Source organism: Pseudomonas sp. (assembly GCF_051660785.1).
In the GTDB taxonomy this organism is placed as follows: Bacteria; Pseudomonadota; Gammaproteobacteria; order Pseudomonadales; family Pseudomonadaceae; genus Aquipseudomonas.
Window position 1 is genome coordinate 1 of record NZ_JBOFQE010000065.1, and the last position, 19,581, is coordinate 19,581.

Here is a 19,581-nt window from a genome sequence, read left to right on the forward strand (position 1 = left end):
GAGCCTGCTCGCGATGGCGGTGTATCAGTCAACGTTGATGTCGACTGACACTCCGCTATCGCGAGCAGGCTCGCTCCCACATTGGTTTTGTGGTGTTCAATGGATTTTTCACAGCCCTTGCACATCCCCCTCACGAATCCACTCGTAGACTCCACCTGTAGGCCGTCCAACGGCCCGGGAGTCCAGGATGTGGCGTTGCGCAGGTGTGTTTAGTTTGTTGATGTTGATCGCGGGCTGCCAGACCACCCACGAGAATTTGATCGCCAGGGGTTATCCACCGGCGTTCGCCGACGGTTTCGATGACGGTTGCAGCAGTGGCCGGCAAGCCGCCGGGGCCATCACCGGGGAATTTCGCAAGAACGTCCCGCGCTATCTCAAGGACAAGCAGTACGCCGAAGGCTGGAGCGACGGGTTTCGCCAGTGCCAGGCCATGCGCGAAAGCGAGGATCGCGAGGATTATCGCAGCCATCATTGGGACGATCGGGACAAAACCTGGCAGCAACAGAAAGACCAGGACGCCGCCCGGGCTTATCGCTCGCCATGAGTCGCTGACAGACATCCGTCGAAACTAAAAGCCTGTAACCATGGCCCAAACCCTATAACGGGAGAAAACCATGAGTCGCGCCTTCGTCAATGAAGATAACGCCGCCGCGCAAGCCGATCAGCCAGTCGAACGGCAGGTCAGCGCGCAGCCCAATTACGTCACGCCCGCCGGGCTTGTGCAGCTTCAGGCGAAAGTCGCCGAGGTGCAAAACCTGATCAATGAACAGAATGCCAAGGGTGAACTGGCTGACAAACAGCGTCAGGCCGACCTTGAGCGTGACTGGCGGTATTTCAATCAACGCCTGCAAAGCGCTCAACTGGTCGTCCCGGCCTCCTCGACCGACAAAGTGCAGATCGGCGCATGGGTGACCTTTGCCGATGAGAATGGCAACGAACAACGCGTGCAATTGGTGGGTGAGGATCAGGCGGAGGCTGCGAGCGGGCTGATCAACTGGGGCTCGCCGCTGGGGCGGGCGTTGCTGGGCGCGCAGGTTGGAGATGAGGTGGTGTGGAAGCGGCCGGTGGGGGATTTGGTGATTGAGATTCTGGGCATAGAGATCGGGTGACTTCAAGCCGCCATCGCTAGCAGGCTAGCTCCCACAGTGGATTTGCGTCGATCACATAATCCTTGTGGGGGAGATTGGGTGAACCTCAGACCGCCATCGCTGGCAGGCTAGCTCCCACAGTGGATTTGCGTCGATCACATAACTCTTGTGGGAGCTAGCCTGCTAGCGATGGCCGCGCCGCGGTGTAACTGCCACCCATAAAAAAACGGAGCCCCGAAGGCTCCGTTTTTCATGCAACCCACCCGAAATCAGGCCAGTTTCTTGTGCCGTACACGATGCGGCTGGGAAGCTGCTTCGCCGAGGCGTTTCTTGCGATCGGCTTCGTACTCGGTGTAGTTACCTTCGAAGAACACCGCTTGCGAGTCGTCTTCGTACGCCAGGATGTGGGTCGCGACGCGGTCAAGGAACCACCGATCGTGAGAGATCACAATGGCGGCGCCCGGGAAGTCCAGCAGGGCTTCCTCCAGGGAACGCAGGGTTTCAACGTCGAGGTCGTTGGACGGTTCGTCGAGCAGCAGGACGTTGCCGCCCTCTTTCAGGGTCAGGGCCAGGTGCAAGCGACCGCGCTCACCACCGGACAGGTCCTTGACGAACTTCTGCTGATCGCCGCCCTTGAAGTTGAAGCGACCGACGTAGGTACGCGACGGGATCTCGTAGTTGCCGATGCGGATCTGATCGGAACCGTCGGAGATTTGCTGGAACACAGTCTTGCTGCCATCCAGGTCTTCGCGGCTCTGATCCACACAAGCAAGCTGCACGGTTTCGCCGACTTCGATGCTGCCCGAATCCGGTGTTTCCTTGCCCATCAGCATGCGGAACAGGGTCGATTTACCCGCACCGTTACCACCGATCACGCCAACGATGGCGCCTTTAGGCATGGAGAACGACAGGTTGTCGATCAACACGCGATCGCCGTAACCCTTGGAAACGTTCTTGAATTCGATAACCTTGTCGCCCAGGCGTGGACCGGCCGGGATGTAGATCTCGTTGGTTTCGCTGCGCTTCTGGAATTCCTGCGATTGCATTTCTTCGAAGCGTTGCAGACGAGCCTTGGATTTGGACTGGCGGGCCTTGGCGCCTTTGCGCACCCACTCCAGTTCTTCCTTCATGGCTTTTTCGTGGGCCGACTGCTGCTTGGATTCGGCAGCCAGACGATCGGACTTGGCTTCGAGCCAACCCGAATAGTTGCCCTCGTACGGGATACCGGCGCCGCGGTCGAGTTCCAGAATCCAGCCCGCAACGTTGTCGAGGAAGTACCGGTCGTGCGTGATCGCTACCACGGTGCCCGGGAAATCGTGCAGGAAGTGCTCCAGCCAGGCGACGGAATCGGCGTCCAGGTGGTTGGTCGGTTCGTCGAGCAGCAGCATGTCCGGGGCGGACAGCAGCAGACGGCACAGGGCCACACGACGCTTTTCACCACCAGACAGGAATTCGATCTTGGCATCCCAGGCCGGCAGGCGCAGCGCATCGGCGGCGACTTCCAGCTGGCGATCCAGGTTGTGACCGTCGCTGGCTTGCAGGATGGCTTCGAGCTTGGCCTGTTCGGCGGCCAGTTTGTCGAAGTCGGCATCTTCTTCGGCGTAAGCGGCGTAGACCTCGTCCAGGCGTGCCTGGGCGTTCTTGATCACGCTGACCGCTTCCTCGACCACTTCACGCACGGTCTTGGTCGGGTCCAGGATCGGTTCCTGAGGCAGGTAGCCGATGTTCAGCTCCGGCATCGGACGGGCTTCGCCCTCGAACTCGGTGTCGACGCCCGCCATGATTTTCAACAGCGTGGACTTACCCGAACCGTTGAGGCCGAGTACACCGATCTTGGCGCCGGGGAAGAACGACAGAGAAATGTTTTTCAGGATTTCCCGCTTCGGCGGAACAACTTTGCCCAGCCGATGCATGGTGAAGACGTATTGAGCCATGGAGAACCTTGGGTCAGTGACAGATGAATGATTGGAGCGCAGGCGAGGCCCGGCCAGACTGTGCGCGTCGTCCGATTGATGGTTATCAATACGTGCGCGCTGAAAAAGTCTGATTCTAGGAGCTGGAACGCCCCCACGTAACCGGCAAAGCTACCTTAATGACGGAAGGCAGTCCAGCCGTGAGGGGCTGGCACTTAGCCACAACTCAAGGCATGCTAGCCGCCCTTCGGGCGTCCGGCTTATAGTGCACGTCGCGCCAGTCCCGCCAAACCGCAGGATTACAGTTTGTCTAATGTCTCTCCGCCTTCGTCCGTGAGCGCACCCAATCCTGCGACTGGCTCGCCCCTGCGCGGATCCTTGAAGGGTGCATTGGCGACGCTCGTGCTGTTGCTGCTCGCATTGCTGTTCTGGCAGTTGCTGGATCAGCTTCGCGAAACCCAGAAACACCAGCGTCAATACACCATCGACTACACCGCCGACCTGGCCGCGCAGGTCAGCCTGAACATGGCGCTCAATGCCCAGATCGCACTGAACCTGCTACCGATCGTCGAACAACCGCAAACTGCCGACGAACAGCAGGCGTTGCTGCGCAAGCTGCAACAGTCGCTGCCTGAACTGCGCAGCCTGGCGTTGCTCAGTCCTTCCGGCAAAGTCCTCAGCGACAGCGCCGCCGACAGCCAGGACGCCAACTACCTGAGCGATCTGGTCCGGCGCAGCCGCGCCCAGGCCCACTATTTCAGCAATGCCGACGACGGTTCAGTGGTGCACCTGCTGCTGCATCAGGCCAGCGGCAGTAGCCGTGGCTACTGGGCCCTGCGCCTGACCCCGACCTTTTTCTCGTCATTGACCAAACCAAACGAAGCCGGCCTGCGCCCGATGTGGCTGGTGGAAAACCGGGTCAATCACCAGATCATCAGTCGCGATGAAGGGTCTCCTTCAGTCAACCCCGGCGCAGTGACGCCGGACGAGATGGCCAACAGCGTGCTGACAGTTCCCCTGAGCAGCAGCGACTGGCAGATGCGCGGACTGTTCGATCGTCAGCAAGTGCTCGAACAGCTGCTACCGGCATTCATCGGCAAATGCCTGTTGGGCCTGGCCTTCTCCCTGCTGCCGTTCATCGTGCTGCTGAATATCCGCCGCCGCCAACGCCAGCTGCATGAAGGCCGTCGGCGTTATCACGATATTTTCGAAGGCACGGGCGTTGCCCTGTGCGTACTTGACGTTTCGGGGCTCAAGACCTTTTTCGACAAGGCCCACCTGCACGACAGCGAACAACTCAAGACCTGGCTCGAAGTACCGGAACAGCGCCGGCAACTGCTGGCGGAGCTGCGCATCACCGAGGTCAACCAGGTCGCGCTGCAACTGCTCAACGTCAATTCCTGCACCCAGGCCTGGAAACTGTTGATTGATGGCTCGCCGCTGGATGGCACCGCGATCGGCCATCAGGTGCTCGAAACGGTGCTCAACCGGCAGAAACAGCTTGAGCTGGAAATCAAACTCCAGGATTTCAATGGCCGCGACCAGCACTTGTGGCTGGTGCTGCGCCTGCCGGAAGACCAGAACGATTATAAAGCGGTGATCCTGAGCATCACCGACATCACCAGCCGCAAACTCATCGAGCTGTCGTTACTGGAACGTGAAGGCTTCTGGTCCGACGTGGTGCGCACCGTGCCGGATCACCTGTACGTGCAAGACGTGATCAGCCAGCGAATGATCTTCAGCAACCATCACCTGGGCCAGACTCTGGGCTACAACCGCACCGAGCTGCACCAGATGGGCGAGTATTTCTGGGAAATCCTCCTGCACCCCGAAGATGCGGATTACTACCACCGCTCGCGCCAGATCCAGCGTCACGCCGGTTACACCCAATTGCTGCAATGCCAGCTGCGGTTCCGTCATCGCGACGGCAAGTGGCGGCGTTTCGACATTCGTGAACAGGCACTGGCGCGGGATAAACACGATCAAGTCACGCGGATCATCGGCGTGGCCAAGGACATCACTGATCAGATCGAAGCCAGTGAATCCCTGCGTGACAGCGAGCAGCGTTACCGGATGCTCGCCGAAAGCATCAGCGACGTGATTTTCTCCACCGACAGCAAAATGTCGCTCAACTACGTCAGTCCGTCGGTGCATGCCGTGCTGGGCTACGACGCCGAATGGATCTTCCAGAACGGCTGGCAATCGACCATCGCCAACCCGCAGCAACTGACTGGCATTTACGGCCTGATGGACCGGGTCAGCAAAGCACTGGATAAACCCGAGCAACTGGCGCTGTTGCGCAGCCAGGTGCAGACCCAATTGTTCCTGTTCGATTGCCTGCGGGCCGACGGGCGCAAGATACCGATCGAGCTGCGGCTGGTGCTGGTCTGGGACGAACACGGTGCATTCGAAGGGGTGCTGGGCGTCGGTCGCGACATCAGTCAGCAACGCCGGGCCGAGAAGGACCTGCGCATGGCGGCCACGGTATTCGAACATTCGACCTCGGCGATCCTGATCACCGATCCGGCGGGCTACATCGTCCAGGCCAACGAAGCGTTCAGTCGCGTCAGCGGTTATGCCGTCGAGCAGGTGCTGGACCAGTTGCCGAATATGCTGACCGTCGACGAGCAGCAGGAAGCCCATCTGCGTTACGTGCTCAAGCAACTGCATCAGAACAGCACCTGGGAAGGCGAAGTCTGGCTCAAGCGGCGTAACGGCGAGCATTATCCGGCCTGGGTCGGCATTACGGCAGTGCTCGACGATGAAGGTGACCTTGCCAGTTACGTGTGCTTCTTCAGCGACATCAGCGAGCGCAAGGCCAGTGAGCAGCGGATTCATCGCCTCGCCTACTACGACGCCCTGACCCACCTGCCCAACCGCACGCTGTTCCAGGATCGACTGCACACCGCGCTGCAGTCGGCCGAGCGACAGAAGTCCTGGGTGGTGTTGATGTTCCTCGACCTCGACCGCTTCAAGCCGATCAACGACTCCCTCGGTCACGCCGCGGGCGACCGCATGCTCAAGGAAATGGCCACGCGCCTGCTCGGTTGCGTCGATGACGACGACACCGTGGCGCGCATGGGCGGCGATGAGTTCACCTTGCTCCTGCAACCGCGGGTCAACCGTGAAATCGCCTTGAACCGGGCGATTCATGTGGCGGAACAAATTCTCGCCAGCCTGGTGAAGCCGTTCGTGCTGGAAGGCCGCGAATTCTTCGTCACCGCCAGTATCGGCATCGCTTTGAGCCCGCAGGATGGCAACGAGCTCAGCCAGCTGATGAAGAACGCCGACACCGCGATGTACCACGCCAAGGAGCGCGGCAAGAACAACTTCCAGTTCTATCAGGCGGACATGAACGCCAGCGCCCTGGAGCGCCTGGAACTGGAAAGCGACTTGCGGCATGCCCTGGAACAAGACGAATTCGTTCTGTACTACCAACCGCAGTTCAGCGGCGACGGCAAACGCCTGACCGGCGCTGAAGCGCTGCTGCGCTGGCGTCATCCACGTCGCGGCCTGGTGCCGCCGGGGGATTTCATTCCGGTGCTCGAAGAGCTCGGGCTGGTGGTGGATGTCGGCGACTGGGTGATCAGCGAAGCCTGCCGTCAGCTCAAGACCTGGCACCAGGCCAAGGTGCGGGTGCCGAAGGTGTCGGTGAACATCTCGGCCCGGCAGTTCTCCGACGGCCAGCTTGGCACGCGGATCGCCACGATCCTGCGCGAAACCGGCCTGCCCCCGGCGTGCCTTGAGCTGGAGCTGACCGAAAGTATCCTGATGCGTGAAGTCAGTGAAGCAATGCAGATCCTCGCAGGGCTGAAAAACCTCGGCCTGAGCATTGCGGTCGATGACTTTGGCACTGGTTATTCATCGCTCAACTACCTCAAGCAATTCCCGATCGACGTGCTGAAGATCGACCGCACCTTCGTTGATGGCCTGCCGTCGGGTGAACAGGATGCGCAGATTGCCCGAGCGATTATCGCCATGGCCCATAGTCTGAATCTGGCGGTGATCGCCGAGGGCGTGGAAACCCACGAGCAACTCGACTTCCTGCGTGAGCATGGGTGTGATGAGGTTCAGGGGTATCTGTTCGGGCGGCCGATGCCGGCGGGCCGGTTTGAAGCGCAGTTCAGTAATGATGCGCTCTTCATGTTCGACTGAAATTTTGTGGAGAGGCCATCGCCAGCAGGCTGGCTCCCACAAGAATTTATGTCGGTCAGGAAATTTGCAGGCTATCGCGATTACTGTGGGAGCCAGCCTGCTGGCGATTGAGTCGGCACGATCACCGCTGATCCCGTCATGAAGCCCACTTGTCTGCGACATGATGTCCTTTCATATGCCATCTAAAACCCATTGGGTTAGAATGCCCCCCTTTTCTGCCCCGATCCTTGAGGACCGCCATGTTCAGCCGTGATTTGACTATTGCCAAGTACGACGCCGATCTTTTTGCCGCCATGGAGCAAGAAGCTCAGCGCCAGGAAGAACACATCGAGCTGATCGCTTCGGAAAACTACACCAGCCCAGCGGTGATGGAAGCTCAAGGCTCGGTACTGACCAACAAGTACGCCGAAGGCTACCCGGGCAAGCGCTACTACGGTGGTTGCGAGTTCGTCGACGTGGTTGAGCAGCTGGCCATCGACCGCGCCAAAGAACTGTTCGGCGCCGATTACGCCAACGTTCAGCCGCACGCCGGTTCCCAAGCCAACAGCGCCGTGTACCTGGCGCTGCTGCAAGCGGGCGACACCATCCTGGGCATGAGCCTGGCCCACGGCGGTCACCTGACCCACGGCGCCAGCGTTTCCTCCTCCGGCAAGCTGTACAACGCCGTTCAGTACGGCATCGACGCCAATGGCCTGATCGACTACGACGAAGTCGAGCGCCTGGCCGTTGAACACAAGCCGAAAATGATCGTGGCCGGTTTCTCTGCCTACTCGCAGATTCTGGACTTCCCGCGTTTCCGCGAAATCGCTGACAAGGTTGGCGCCTACCTGTTCGTCGACATGGCCCACGTGGCCGGTCTGGTCGCCGCTGGCGTCTACCCGAACCCGGTTCCATTCGCTGACGTCGTGACCACCACCACGCACAAGACCCTGCGCGGTCCACGTGGCGGCCTGATCCTGGCTCGCGCCAACGCCGACATCGAGAAGAAGCTGAACTCCGCGGTATTCCCGGGCGCCCAGGGTGGCCCGCTGGAGCACGTGATCGCTGCCAAGGCGATCTGCTTCAAGGAAGCGCTGCAACCTGAGTTCAAGACCTACCAGCAACAAGTGGTGAAAAACGCCCAGGCCATGGCCAGCGTCTTCATCGAGCGCGGTTTTGACGTGGTTTCCGGCGGTACTGAAAACCACCTGTTCCTGCTGTCGCTGATCAAGCAGGAAATCTCCGGTAAAGACGCCGACGCCGCTCTGGGCAAAGCGTTCATCACCGTGAACAAGAACTCCGTGCCAAACGACCCACGCTCCCCGTTCGTCACCTCCGGCCTGCGCTTCGGCACTCCGGCTGTGACCACTCGCGGCTTCAAGGAAGCAGAGTGCAAAGAGCTGGCCGGCTGGATCTGCGACATCCTGGCTGACCTGAACAACGAAGCGGTGATCGACGCCGTTCGTGAGAAGGTCAAGGCCATCTGCAAGAAGCTGCCGGTGTACGGCGCTTAATTGCACCGCTGAACCGCAGTCATAAAAAAACCGGCCAGTGATGGCCGGTTTTTTTTCGCTCGGGTTTTGTATGAATCAGGCAGCAACCGGTTTTGCAAACTCCAGCGACAACACATCAGGCAAACCGGCGTCCACGGCATGCAACAGGGCCTGACCGACGCCCGTGATTCCGAGCATCATGCCGAGGTCGGGAATGCTGTGCTCATCCAGAAAATCTTCCTTGAAGAAATTGTGAGTCACTTGGGAGAGCGCGCGATTTACCTTCGCCAGGCCCTGCTCATTGCGGGTGTCGCGATAGAGTTTGAGCAGACACATCAGATTGCCGAAGTCACCATGGCACAAGCTGTAACCAGACCCCAGGCCTTGCTCCCACAGATGAAGCTCGCAACGTTCGGCATCCTGCTCGAGCATCGTTCTGGTGTCGGCGTCCAGCGCGCGCCCCATCGCTTGAGTCAGCCAACGTCGGGAAATGAGAATACCGCCGTCGCCATGGCACCACTTTACAGCGGATGCAGATTTCGCGTTTTCCCGCAGATCAAGCCAGAAGCCATCGACCGTGAAACGGTTTTCTGCCTGCAACCACTGTGCAATCAGCTCGACGAGCAGCGGATCTTTCGTGACCTCCCAAGCTTTGCCGATTGCCTGCAAAACTCCGGAAATACCATGAGAAAAACCGGTCCACAGCGGTTTTCCCGTTGCATTGAGTCGCAGTGTTCCGTTGTCCAGCGTCAGTGCCGCTTGAATGGCATGTGAGAGCTTTTCAATCAGGGAGCGCAATGCTTCACGCTCTTCAAGCTGAAAGAGATTCACCAGAACGGTCAGGGCGCCACACCAGCCTTGAATGAAATCGAACTCATCACCTTCGCGTGGAAAATCCGACAGTTTCAACAACAGCGCTTCGACGGTGGCCCGATAGGTCTGGCGGCCAGTCATCAGCTCATAATTGACCAACACGTACAGGTAGGAGGTCAGACCGAAATAGGCACTGACCGCCAGTTTGTCTGGAAAATGCTCCTGGGATTGGCTTATCGCACACAGGATTCGCTCGGCCTCATCCCGGTGGCGCGTCTCCCCACTGATCCGGAACAGGCTCAGGTAGAAAATCGCCAGGCCTCCCATTCCGTTGTACAAACTGTTGCCCATGTACGTTATGAAGTTACGTCTGGTTCGTGCATGCGTATCCATGAACGTCCAGCCGACATCGCCGTCCTCACCTTCTATGCGGTTGTTTTCAATGATCCCGGCTATTCGCATGGCGCCGTCCAGGTACTGCGCGTGGCCGAGATCAGGTGCAGCCACAAGATGATGACTTCGATTAAGCGGTTCGCTGGCGCCAGGCAACAAACACGCCTGCAATATGTGAATCTGAAAGGCCTTGTCTTTGGGCGACAGCATTTCCAGCTTGCGCCGGCAACTCTCAAAGGGGCGCTCAATAGGCAAAAGCGCAACGGACTGTCCCTGCGCATTGAGCAGATGGTCAGACAGTAGGGATTGAGTGAAGCAGGGGAAATTGGCCTTCTTCAGATCGTTGATCTCGTGCCTTGGAATGTCGTAGTCGTTAAGCGTCTCGCCAATATCAGCCCACAAGGTTGCCAACAGTAGTTCATGCTTCAGCTGGCATCGGGTAAACCGCGGGTGAGTCATCATTGCGATGAAGTCGGCGTAGCGTCGGGTATTTTTGATCAGTACGCGAGACTTCAACCCTTCGGCATGCCTTTGCAGCAATTGGAGTATTGCCTCTCGGCGGTTAACGATTTCATCGTAACCAAGCTCGAAACCGCTGAAAAAGGCGGCCCTGTAATCAATGACCGAACGCGTTTCGCCGGCAAGAATGGGCAGGTGTCGCATCTGCGGCCGGTTGTCGACGTCATGCGGCTTCAAGCGATAAAAACCCTCCTCAAGCACAAGGTGTTTTCTGATGGCGACGAACTGCTGCTGCCGACTCAGGCCACTTTGGTCGTTATCCGAGCCTGCTGAATTAGGCACAAAACCCGTTGTAAACACCGACTGGCTGTTGAGCTTGATGATCTTGAAGAGCGCCCGGCCATGAGGCACATCAACCTTCAAGTCGACCATCGCCGGAGTGAACAGGCATTCCAGATCGATCATGACCGGACTGCCGCCACAGGCGATGACATTTTCATAATGAAAGTCGATGCCGTTCAAGGCATGGATCACCGCAACCTGTGCCCCAAGGCGCTGAAAGAAGAGCAATAACTCACTCTCCGTTTCGCAGGGCACGTTTTCGATTTTTTCAATCCAGCAGTGATCATCCAGGGAAACCATCAGTGGTGCGTAAACGGCAAAGCAGCTATTTCCCGTATGCGTCCGCAAATGCTCGAGCAAAGCACTGTAAAACAACGCTTCACGATTGTTTCTTGGCTTGAAAATCAATTCCTGTCTGCCAACCTGCACGCAACAGACGGTTTCACCGTTGGCATGGGCGTCTCCGAGCCCCAATGAGATCGCACCGACGCGCCTGTCACACAAGGCAAAAGTGCTCTTGAGCTGTGGTAAATCCTCGGCGAAATATTTGAGGATTTTGTACAGGTACGCCACGGTATCTTCGATCCGCTCTACCAGCATACGTGTCAGCACCGGATACGATGTCAGGAATTGTGCCAGCCCCGCGTCCGCCAGTTCTTTATCGAAAGATTCCGGATCCAGATCAGCGCCGTCAGCTATCCGGCTATTCAAATGATGAACCAGCGATTTCTCTGCCAGACTTTTAACCAGTGCGGTCAAGTGAGGACGGATACTTGGCAGAAACGCATCCACATCAATCCATTCACACATGGAGCTGTATTTCAGATCACTTTCAAAAACATGTTTCAGCAGACAATACCAGCGAGCATAAAACCTTCCGAACACAATTTGTTCAGTGCCATCTTCCAACGGCAATGAAACAATGCGTTCAACTTTCGCTGCAATCGCATCATCCACCGGAGCATCTTTATTCTGACCGGAGGACAAACTATCTCGATATTCTTCCAGCAACGCCTGACGACCGACACCAAAGTAACGCTGAACAGCTTTATCATCTTTGTGCAAAAGGTCGATCATTTTGCTCAGTGCGTCATAATCTTGCGCCTTTGCTGCGCTCATGATGCTCACTCGACATTCAGAAGATTGGTAAATACCTGACACTATTGGTAAAAACAAGGCGGACCAAGGTCCGCCCCGGATTATTACGGGAGGCAGCAGCCGAGCGCAGTGCACGCTAAGGTCGAGCAACTGACAGTGGTTTCACAACCCACTTCCGCTGCAATAATGGCGTTACCAGAATTTACATAGGATTGGAAATCCGCACCAAACTCACCGGACAGATCCAAAATTAGCTCTTGCATGTAGTATCTCCTGATAAAAATATTATTCGCCTTGGTTGGCGAAAATCAAAATTATCATCTACTAACGACATTTATCTCTCTTTAAATGAAACCAAATGCTAACAACATCGTTATCTGCACACGCCCCACCACAACCACACTAACTGGCAGAGATCGTTCTCAATTAAACATTTTGTAAAGCTCAGATACTCTGGCAGCCGGACAAGCCAATAAACTCTGAACATCGATTACTAACAAAAATGTTACAACGATGAAAATCAACAGCCACTTAGCGCCCTGACACCTGGTTTAATTCAAACGTGTGAAAACACGAATTAACGTTTTCTTACAACCCGACGCCCATGGAAGTTCAACATAGCCCATTCCTTAAGCCTGCCTGTTGACTATCCCTTTGAGCCTTGCGTCGATTCTTGCCCACTCTTGCAGGCAAGCCAAACCCTGCCAAATCACCACTGGTCAGACCGGTCATGCCAATTTTTAGCTTTCCGCTTGTAATCTTAAAAAAACCCAGCGTAGACTGCGCCTGCACTGGACATACCGGTAAGACCACAATAATTAAGTCCTGAATCTGATGCGCCCCGCGCACGGCAGCCAGGACACCGACCAGGATTCCTCCCATGCTCAGATGGTGCTCGCGTTCAATCTTCCTCCAAGTGGTTCTCGGACTGGTGCTCGGCATCGTCTGCGGGCTGACCCTTCCTGAATACTCCGCCCAGCTCAAACCGCTTGGCGACGGTTTCATCAAACTGATCAAGATGCTCATCGGTCTGATCGTGTTCTGCGTAGTGGTCAGTGGCATCAGCGGTGCCGGCGACCTGAAGAAGGTCGGTCGCATCGGCCTGAAATCGGTGATCTACTTCGAGATCCTGACCACCATCGCCCTGGTGATCGGTCTGGTGTTCGCCTTCACCACCGGCATCGGCAGCGGCGCGAACATTCATCTGGAACAGCTTTCCGCTGCCGACATGGGCGACATCGCCCAGCGCGGCCAGCACATGCAAACCACCTCCCAGTTCCTGATGAACCTGATCCCGACGTCGGTCATTGGCGCGTTCGCGGAGAACAACATCCTGCAAGTGCTGCTGTTCTCGGTACTGTTCGGCAGCGCGCTGAACCTGGTGGGCGAAGCGGCTTCCGGCATTTCGCGGTTGATCAACGAACTCAGCCACGTGATCTTTCGCATCATGGGCATGATTGTGCGCCTGGCGCCGATCGGCGTGTTCGGCGCCATCGCTTTCACCACCAGCAAATACGGCCTGGATTCGCTGCAGCATCTGGGCAGCCTGGTCGGCCTGTTTTATCTGACATGCGTGGCGTTCGTGTCGTTGATTCTCGGCTTGGTGATGCGCCTTTCGGGCCTGAAGATGTGGCCGCTGCTCAAGTACCTGCGCGAAGAACTGCTGATCGTCATGGGCACCGCTTCGTCCGATGCGGTGTTGCCTCAAATCATGCGCAAGCTTGAGCACCTGGGCATCGGCAGTTCGACGGTGGGTCTGGTGATTCCAACCGGGTACTCGTTCAACCTGGACGGTTTTTCGATCTACCTGACCTTGGCCATCGTCTTCATCGCCAATGCCACCGGTACGCCGCTGGCCATGACCGACCTGCTGACGATTCTGCTGGTGTCGTTGATTACGTCCAAAGGTGCACACGGGATTCCCGGCTCGGCGTTGGTGATTCTGGCGGCGACGCTGACCGCGATCCCGGCAATTCCGGTGGTCGGTCTGGTGCTGGTGCTGGCGGTGGACTGGTTCATGGGCATCGGTCGGGCGCTGACCAACCTGATTGGTAACTGTGTCGCCACCGTGGCCATCGCACGCTGGGAAAAGGACATCGATATTCAACGGGCGAACAAAGTACTTTCCGGTCAGGTGGGTTATACCTTCCAGCCGAGAAAACCGGTTGCCCCGGCGCATCAGCAGGAATTTTAAACAACGTGTGCCTGCCTGTGGGCAGGCACACTTATCGCGACTTGGAGCGAACAGTGATCACCTCGTCAACCGTCGTCAACTCAGTGGTAGAAAAACTCCGGGCCGCCTTGGCCCGTGGTCAATGGCGCTCCGGCGAAATGCTGCCGGGCCAGCGTGAACTGGCCGAACAACTGGGCATCAGCCGCCCGAGCCTGCGCGAAGCGGTGATTGTGCTGGAAACCCTTGGACTTGTGCGTTCGATGCCGGGTAAAGGCGTGGTGGTACTGGATGCCCATCTGGCTGACAGCCAAAGTCATGACAATGCAGTGGCCGGTGCGAGCCTGGAAGACGTGCTGCAACTGCGCTATACCCTCGAGCCTTTTATCGTCGGTCTGGTCGCGCAGTCGATCAGCAGCAAGGAAGTCGGGCAACTGCGCCTGACCCTGATGGACATGCGCGAGGCCCTGGAGGCCAACGACAGCGAAGCCGGGGTGAACGCCTACATCGCCTTCCACGAAGAGCTGTTCACGCTGACCTCGAACCCGATTTTCCAGAGCGTGGTGCAGCAGACCAGCAACGCCCTCAAACAAAGCGCCGAGGTGTTGCGCAACTCCCCCGAGCATCTGGCTGAACGCCTTGAGGAGAACGAGGCCGTGGTGCGTGCGATCCGCAGCAAGAACAGCGCCCAGGCCAGCGCCGAAATGCGTCGGCACATCCTTCGGGAAGGCCAGCGGATGGGCATCGAACTGAATATCCCGGACGACAACCTCGGCAGTTAAAACTGCTTCGAACTGGAGACAGGCCATGAATAGCTTCGCTTCACCGCAGACACTCACTGCCCTGCCCTTTCCAGCGCGGGCGGACGATCTCTATTCGCGGATCTTCGACACCATTCTCGAACAGCGCCTCACGGCGTCCAGCCGCTTTACCGAAGAAAGCCTGGCGCAAATGTTCAGCGTTCGACGCAGTGACATTCGTGGCGTCCTGACGCGGCTGTCCCATCAGCAGATCATCGTCCTTCGCCCGAACCATCGGCCCCGCGTCGCCGCGCTTGATGCCGAACAGACCCGGCAGACGTTGCATGCCCGGCGGCTGACCGAGACCACTTTGGTGCGACTGGCCTGCCGGCAACCTCATGCGCAAGACTTGAATCGCTTGCGTGCCCTGATCGATCGCGAGCGCCACTGTACAGCGCGCGGCCCGTCGATCCGGTTGTCCGGGGAGTTTCATTTGCAGTTGGCTGAAATGGCGGGGAATGCACCGTTGGCGCATTTTCTGGGCAGTCTGGTGCCGCTGACTTCGCTGGCGATTGCGCAGTTTGATGTGCCGTTAGAAGGTGATTGCGGGTGGCACGAGGACATTATGAATGCGGTGGAGGGTGGGAATGCCGTGGCTGCCGAGGCATTACTGAGTCGGCATCTGGACCATTTAGAGGCGGTATTGCTGAACTCACAACCGATATCGCGCCAGAATCGTGTCGCCGGTTAGATCGCTATCGCGAGCAGGCTCGCTCCCACATTGGATCTTTGCATGCCCCCCTTTTTGTGGCTGGCACACAGATCAAAATGTGGGAGCGAGCCGGCTCCGGGCGGCGATCCGACGATGACGGCATAAGATTCACTGAAAATCTTTGTCTTTACTCCGCCGCCACCCGCGCAAACCCCTCACGAATCTTCTCTTCCGGCAAATCATCGGCGATAAACACGATCACGCTTTCCCGCTTCTCGTCGTCCGCCCATTCGGTATCCCAGTCGAATCCGTAAAGCTTCAGCACCCCCTGAAACACCATCCGCCGCGGTTCGCCCACGATGTTCAACACCCCTTTGTACCGCAGCAATTGCTTGCCATGGTCTTCCAGCAGTTCATTCATGAACTCGCTGAGCTTGTCGATATCCAGCGGCTTGTCAGTGCGCAGCACCAGGCTGGAAATACGATCGATGGACGGCGCTTTGCCCACCGGGCGCAGGCTTATGCCGCCGAGGTCGGCATTCAGGTTGAAACCGCGCACGTCGAGCAGTTCGGCCAGGTCGATCTTGCCGTGTTCGACCACGCGAATCGGCGCGCGACGATTGATGCGGGTCAGGCGCTCGCTCAGCGCGGTAAACGTCGCTTCGTCCACCAGATCGCGCTTGCTCACCAGCAAGCGGTCGGCGAAACCGATTTGCGCCTGGGCGATGGTCTGGGTCAGGTGAGTGTCGGCGTGCGCCGCGTCGACCAGGGTGATGATGCCGTCGAGGATATAACGCTCGCGCAGCTCTTCATCGATGAAAAAGGTTTGCGCCACTGGCGCCGGGTCGGCCAGACCGGTGCACTCGATCACCAGCCGGTCAAAGGCAATTTCGCCGCTGTCCAGGCGTTCGAGCAGCAGGTACAAGGCCTTGGTCAAATCGGTGTGGATGGTGCAGCAGACGCAGCCGTTGGACAGCGTCATCACTTGCACGGGTTCGTCGCCCAACAACTGGGTGTCGATACCGGCGTCGCTGAATTCGTTCTCGATCACAGCGATTTTCAGGCCGTGTTCGGCTTTGAGCAGGTGGCGCAGCAGCGTGGTCTTGCCGGCACCGAGGAAGCCGCTGAGAATCGTTACCGGGATGGGAGAGGACAACGGGAATCTCCTGTTTTACAAAATGAGAATTCAACACAAAAACAAATGCGGGAGCTAGCCTGCTAGCGATGGCGGCTGAACATTCAACATCACTGTTGATTGACAGTCCGCCATCGCCAGCAGGCTAGCTCCCACAGGAATTGCTGTTAACCCGACAACCGGGTCAACAGCACTTCGGCCCACCCTTGCCACCGTAACGAGCCTCCTGACGTTCCCGGAAGAACATCTCGTAAGTCATCACCGGTTTGTCCGGGTGTTTGGTCTGCATATGCTCGACGTAGTTGTCGTAGTCGGGCATGCCGACCATCAGGCGTGCGGCCTGACCGAGGTATTTACCGAGGCGACTCAGGTCATTGAACATCGTGCATTCCTCGATTACGCATCCGGCAGCGCCTGGAACGGTGCTTCTTTATCCGTGCGTTCCTTGGTGCCCCAGGCCGAGATACCGACCTTGAGCGCATAGAACAGGATGCTGAAGACCACGAACAGGAACAGCGCGGTGAGCGTTGCGTTGGTGTAAGCGTTGAAGATCACGTGCTGCATTTGAGTGATGTCCTTGGCCGGGGCGAGGATCTGACCGTTGGCCAGGGCATCGCTGTATTTTTTCGCCAACGACAGGAAGCCGATCGCCGGGTTGGCGTCGAACAGCTTGATGAAGCCTGCGGTAGTGGTGCAGATCAACAGCCATACGGCGGGCAGCATGGTCACCCACACGTAGCGCTGGCGTTTCATTTTGATCAGCACGACGGTGCCGAGCATCAGCGCGATACCGGCCAGCATCTGGTTGGAGATACCGAACAGCGGCCACAAGGTGTTGATGCCGCCCAGTGGATCGATCACGCCTTGGTACAGCAACCAGCCCCACATCGCCACGCAACCGGCGGTTGCGATCAGGTTGGCGGTCCAGGATTCGGTGCGTTTCAGCGCCGGCACGAAGGAACCGAGCAAGTCCTGCAGCATGAACCGCCCGGCACGGGTGCCGGCGTCGACCGCGGTCAGGATGAACAGCGCTTCGAACAGGATCGCGAAGTGGTACCAGAACGCCATGGTGTTTTCACCCGGCAGGACACTGTGCAGGATCTGCGCGATACCGACCGCCAGGGTCGGCGCACCGCCGGCACGGGCCAGGATGGTGGTTTCACCGATGTCCTTGGCCACCGCTTGCAGCGCTTCCGGAGTGATTGCAAAACCCCAGCTGCTGACGGTCTGGGCCACGGTCACCACGTCACCACCGACGACGGCCGCCGGGCTGTTCATCGCGAAGTACACACCTGGCTCGATCACCGAAGCCGCGACCATCGCCATGATGGCGACGAAGGATTCCATCAGCATGCCGCCGTAACCGATGTAACGGGCGTTGACTTCGTTATCCAGCAGCTTCGGCGTAGTGCCGGAGGAGATCAGCGCGTGGAAACCGGAGACCGCGCCACAGGCGATGGTGATAAACAGGAACGGGAACAACCCGCCCTTCCACACCGGCCCGGTGCCATCAATGAACTGGGTCAGCGCCGGCATTTTTAGCTCGGGCGTGGTGATCAGGATGCCGATTGCCAACGCGACGATGGTGCCGATCTTCAGGAAGGTCGACAGGTAGTCACGCGGCGCCAGAATCAGCCACACCGGCAGCGAGGCGGCCACGAAACCGTAACCGACCAGCATCCAGGTAATCTGCACGCCACTGAAGGTAAAGGCTTTGGCCCAGACCGGATCGGCGGCAATCTGCCCACCGAGCCAGATAGAACCCAGCAGTAACAGCACGCCGACGATGGAGATTTCACCGATGCGGCCCGGGCGGATGTAGCGCATGTAAATGCCCATGAACATCGCGATCGGGATGGTCGCCATCACCGTGAAAATCCCCCACGGGCTTTCGGCCAGGGCTTTCACGACGATCAACGCCAGCACCGCGAGGATGATGATCATGATCAGGAAGCAGCCAAACAGCGCGATGGTGCCGGGGATTCGGCCCATTTCTTCACGGACCATGTCGCCCAGGGAGCGGCCGTTGCGGCGGGTGGACATGAACAGGACCATGAAGTCCTGAACGGCACCGGCCAGCACCACACCGGCAATCAGCCACAGCGTGCCGGGCAGATAGCCCATTTGCGCGGCTAAAACCGGACCGACCAGCGGCCCCGCGCCAGCGATGGCGGCGAAGTGGTGACCAAAGAGGATGTGTTTGTTGGTCGGCACGTAGTCCAGACCGTCATTGTTGAGTACGGCGGGGGTGGCCCGTCGCGGGTCGAGTTGCATCACATTGTTGGCGATGAACAGACTGTAGTAACGATACGCAACCAGATAAATGGCCACGGCGGCGACCACAATCCACAAGGCGTTGATCGCCTCACCTCGGCGCAATGCCACGACACCAAGGGCGCACGCGCCTACGATTGCCAGCAGCAGCCAGGGTAGGTGGCGTAGCAGGCTATTATTATTTTTCATTTTATGATTCCAGCCAGGGTGGACAAGAAAGACAGCCACCCCGAGTTTAGCTCGCCTGACGGCAAAGACCATACCCCGACATTGGTCGAGAGCCATCACTTTGCTGGCAAGCTTTAACAAGGCGGGTCTATAGTCAGCGGACATTCAGAGGATTGCGCCATGAGCGAGCACCCTGCCGATCGCCGCCGCTTCAAACGTATTGCGTTCGATGCCAAAACCGAACTGAGCCAAGGGGAATTCACCTGGCCGGTGAAGCTGATCGACCTGTCACTCAAGGGACTGCTGATCGAGAAGCCCGAGCCGTGGCTGGGTAATCCGGACTGGCATTTCCTGGTCGATATTCATCTGACCGAGGACGTCGAGATCAAGATGGATGTGATGTTGACCCACAATGACCATGGCCAACTCGGCTTCGTCTGCAAACACATCAGCCTGGAATCGATTGAACGCCTGCGGCGGTTGATCGAGTTCAACCTGGGCGATCCCGAGGAACTGGAGCGCGAATTGGGCGCCCTGATCGAAATCTGACGGTTCAACAATGATCCAATGTGGGAGCGAGCCTGCTCGCGATAGCGGTTTAGCATTCAACGATGATGTTGATTGATAGTCCGCTATCGCGAGCAGGCTC

At 58.0% G+C, this 19,581-nt stretch carries 13 protein-coding genes; 8 read left to right on the forward strand and 5 right to left on the reverse strand.

Going from position 1 to position 19,581, the window contains the following annotated elements; genetic code table 11:
• Positions 1 to 187 precede the first annotated feature (187 nt).
• On the forward strand, positions 188 to 544 hold the full coding sequence (locus ACRC4F_RS18065; protein ID WP_438660575.1) for a hypothetical protein: 357 nt from the start codon (positions 188 to 190) through the stop codon (positions 542 to 544).
• A gap of 70 nt (positions 545 to 614) precedes the next feature.
• Positions 615 to 1,109, forward strand: a complete 495-nt coding sequence (locus ACRC4F_RS18070; protein WP_438660576.1) for a GreA/GreB family elongation factor — start codon at positions 615 to 617, stop codon at positions 1,107 to 1,109.
• Positions 1,110 to 1,357: 248 nt separating this feature from the next.
• Here ACRC4F_RS18070 and ettA read toward each other — a convergent pair whose 3' ends face one another.
• Positions 1,358 to 3,022, reverse strand: coding sequence for an energy-dependent translational throttle protein EttA (ettA, locus tag ACRC4F_RS18075; RefSeq protein WP_438660577.1), 1,665 nt, complete (start codon positions 3,020 to 3,022; stop codon positions 1,358 to 1,360).
• Positions 3,023 to 3,307: 285 nt separating this feature from the next.
• Here ettA and ACRC4F_RS18080 point away from each other — a divergent pair, with 285 nt between their 5' ends.
• On the forward strand, positions 3,308 to 7,156 hold the full coding sequence (locus ACRC4F_RS18080; protein ID WP_438660578.1) for a sensor domain-containing protein: 3,849 nt from the start codon (positions 3,308 to 3,310) through the stop codon (positions 7,154 to 7,156).
• A gap of 239 nt (positions 7,157 to 7,395) precedes the next feature.
• Entirely contained in the window at positions 7,396 to 8,649 is a 1,254-nt protein-coding gene (glyA, locus tag ACRC4F_RS18085) for a serine hydroxymethyltransferase (RefSeq protein ID WP_109634995.1), read from the forward strand.
• Between the two features lie 75 nt (positions 8,650 to 8,724).
• Here glyA and lanM read toward each other — a convergent pair whose 3' ends face one another.
• Positions 8,725 to 11,754, reverse strand: coding sequence for a type 2 lanthipeptide synthetase LanM (lanM, locus tag ACRC4F_RS18090; RefSeq protein ID WP_438660579.1), 3,030 nt, complete (start codon positions 11,752 to 11,754; stop codon positions 8,725 to 8,727).
• 859 nt (positions 11,755 to 12,613) lie between these two features.
• On the opposite strand from lanM, the gene ACRC4F_RS18095 reads away from it, so the two are divergent.
• The 3 genes from ACRC4F_RS18095 to ACRC4F_RS18105 are packed head-to-tail and all read left to right on the forward strand — an operon-like array spanning position 12,614 to position 15,394.
• Complete coding sequence (locus ACRC4F_RS18095; RefSeq protein ID WP_438660580.1) at positions 12,614 to 13,927, forward strand: C4-dicarboxylate transporter DctA; 1,314 nt, start codon at positions 12,614 to 12,616, stop codon at positions 13,925 to 13,927.
• 53 nt (positions 13,928 to 13,980) lie between these two features.
• Entirely contained in the window at positions 13,981 to 14,685 is a 705-nt protein-coding gene (locus ACRC4F_RS18100) for a FadR/GntR family transcriptional regulator (RefSeq protein WP_438660581.1), read from the forward strand.
• A gap of 25 nt (positions 14,686 to 14,710) precedes the next feature.
• Positions 14,711 to 15,394, forward strand: coding sequence for a GntR family transcriptional regulator (locus ACRC4F_RS18105; RefSeq protein ID WP_438660582.1), 684 nt, complete (start codon positions 14,711 to 14,713; stop codon positions 15,392 to 15,394).
• Between the two features lie 148 nt (positions 15,395 to 15,542).
• Here the strand turns inward: ACRC4F_RS18105 and yjiA are convergent, their stop codons facing one another.
• The 3 genes from yjiA to ACRC4F_RS18120 form a co-directional block, all read right to left on the reverse strand.
• Complete coding sequence (yjiA, locus tag ACRC4F_RS18110; RefSeq protein ID WP_438660583.1) at positions 15,543 to 16,511, reverse strand: GTPase; 969 nt, start codon at positions 16,509 to 16,511, stop codon at positions 15,543 to 15,545.
• Positions 16,512 to 16,674: 163 nt separating this feature from the next.
• A complete protein-coding gene (locus ACRC4F_RS18115) occupies positions 16,675 to 16,872 on the reverse strand; it encodes a YbdD/YjiX family protein (RefSeq protein WP_008154232.1) in 198 nt (65 codons plus the stop codon).
• A 14-nt stretch (positions 16,873 to 16,886) separates the two neighbouring features.
• Positions 16,887 to 18,953, reverse strand: coding sequence for a carbon starvation CstA family protein (locus ACRC4F_RS18120; RefSeq protein WP_438660584.1), 2,067 nt, complete (start codon positions 18,951 to 18,953; stop codon positions 16,887 to 16,889).
• Positions 18,954 to 19,112: 159 nt separating this feature from the next.
• On the opposite strand from ACRC4F_RS18120, the gene ACRC4F_RS18125 reads away from it, so the two are divergent.
• Positions 19,113 to 19,481: a PilZ domain-containing protein gene (locus ACRC4F_RS18125; RefSeq protein ID WP_438660585.1), complete on the forward strand. Its 369-nt coding sequence runs from the start codon at positions 19,113 to 19,115 to the stop codon at positions 19,479 to 19,481.
• Positions 19,482 to 19,581: the final 100 nt, after the last annotated feature.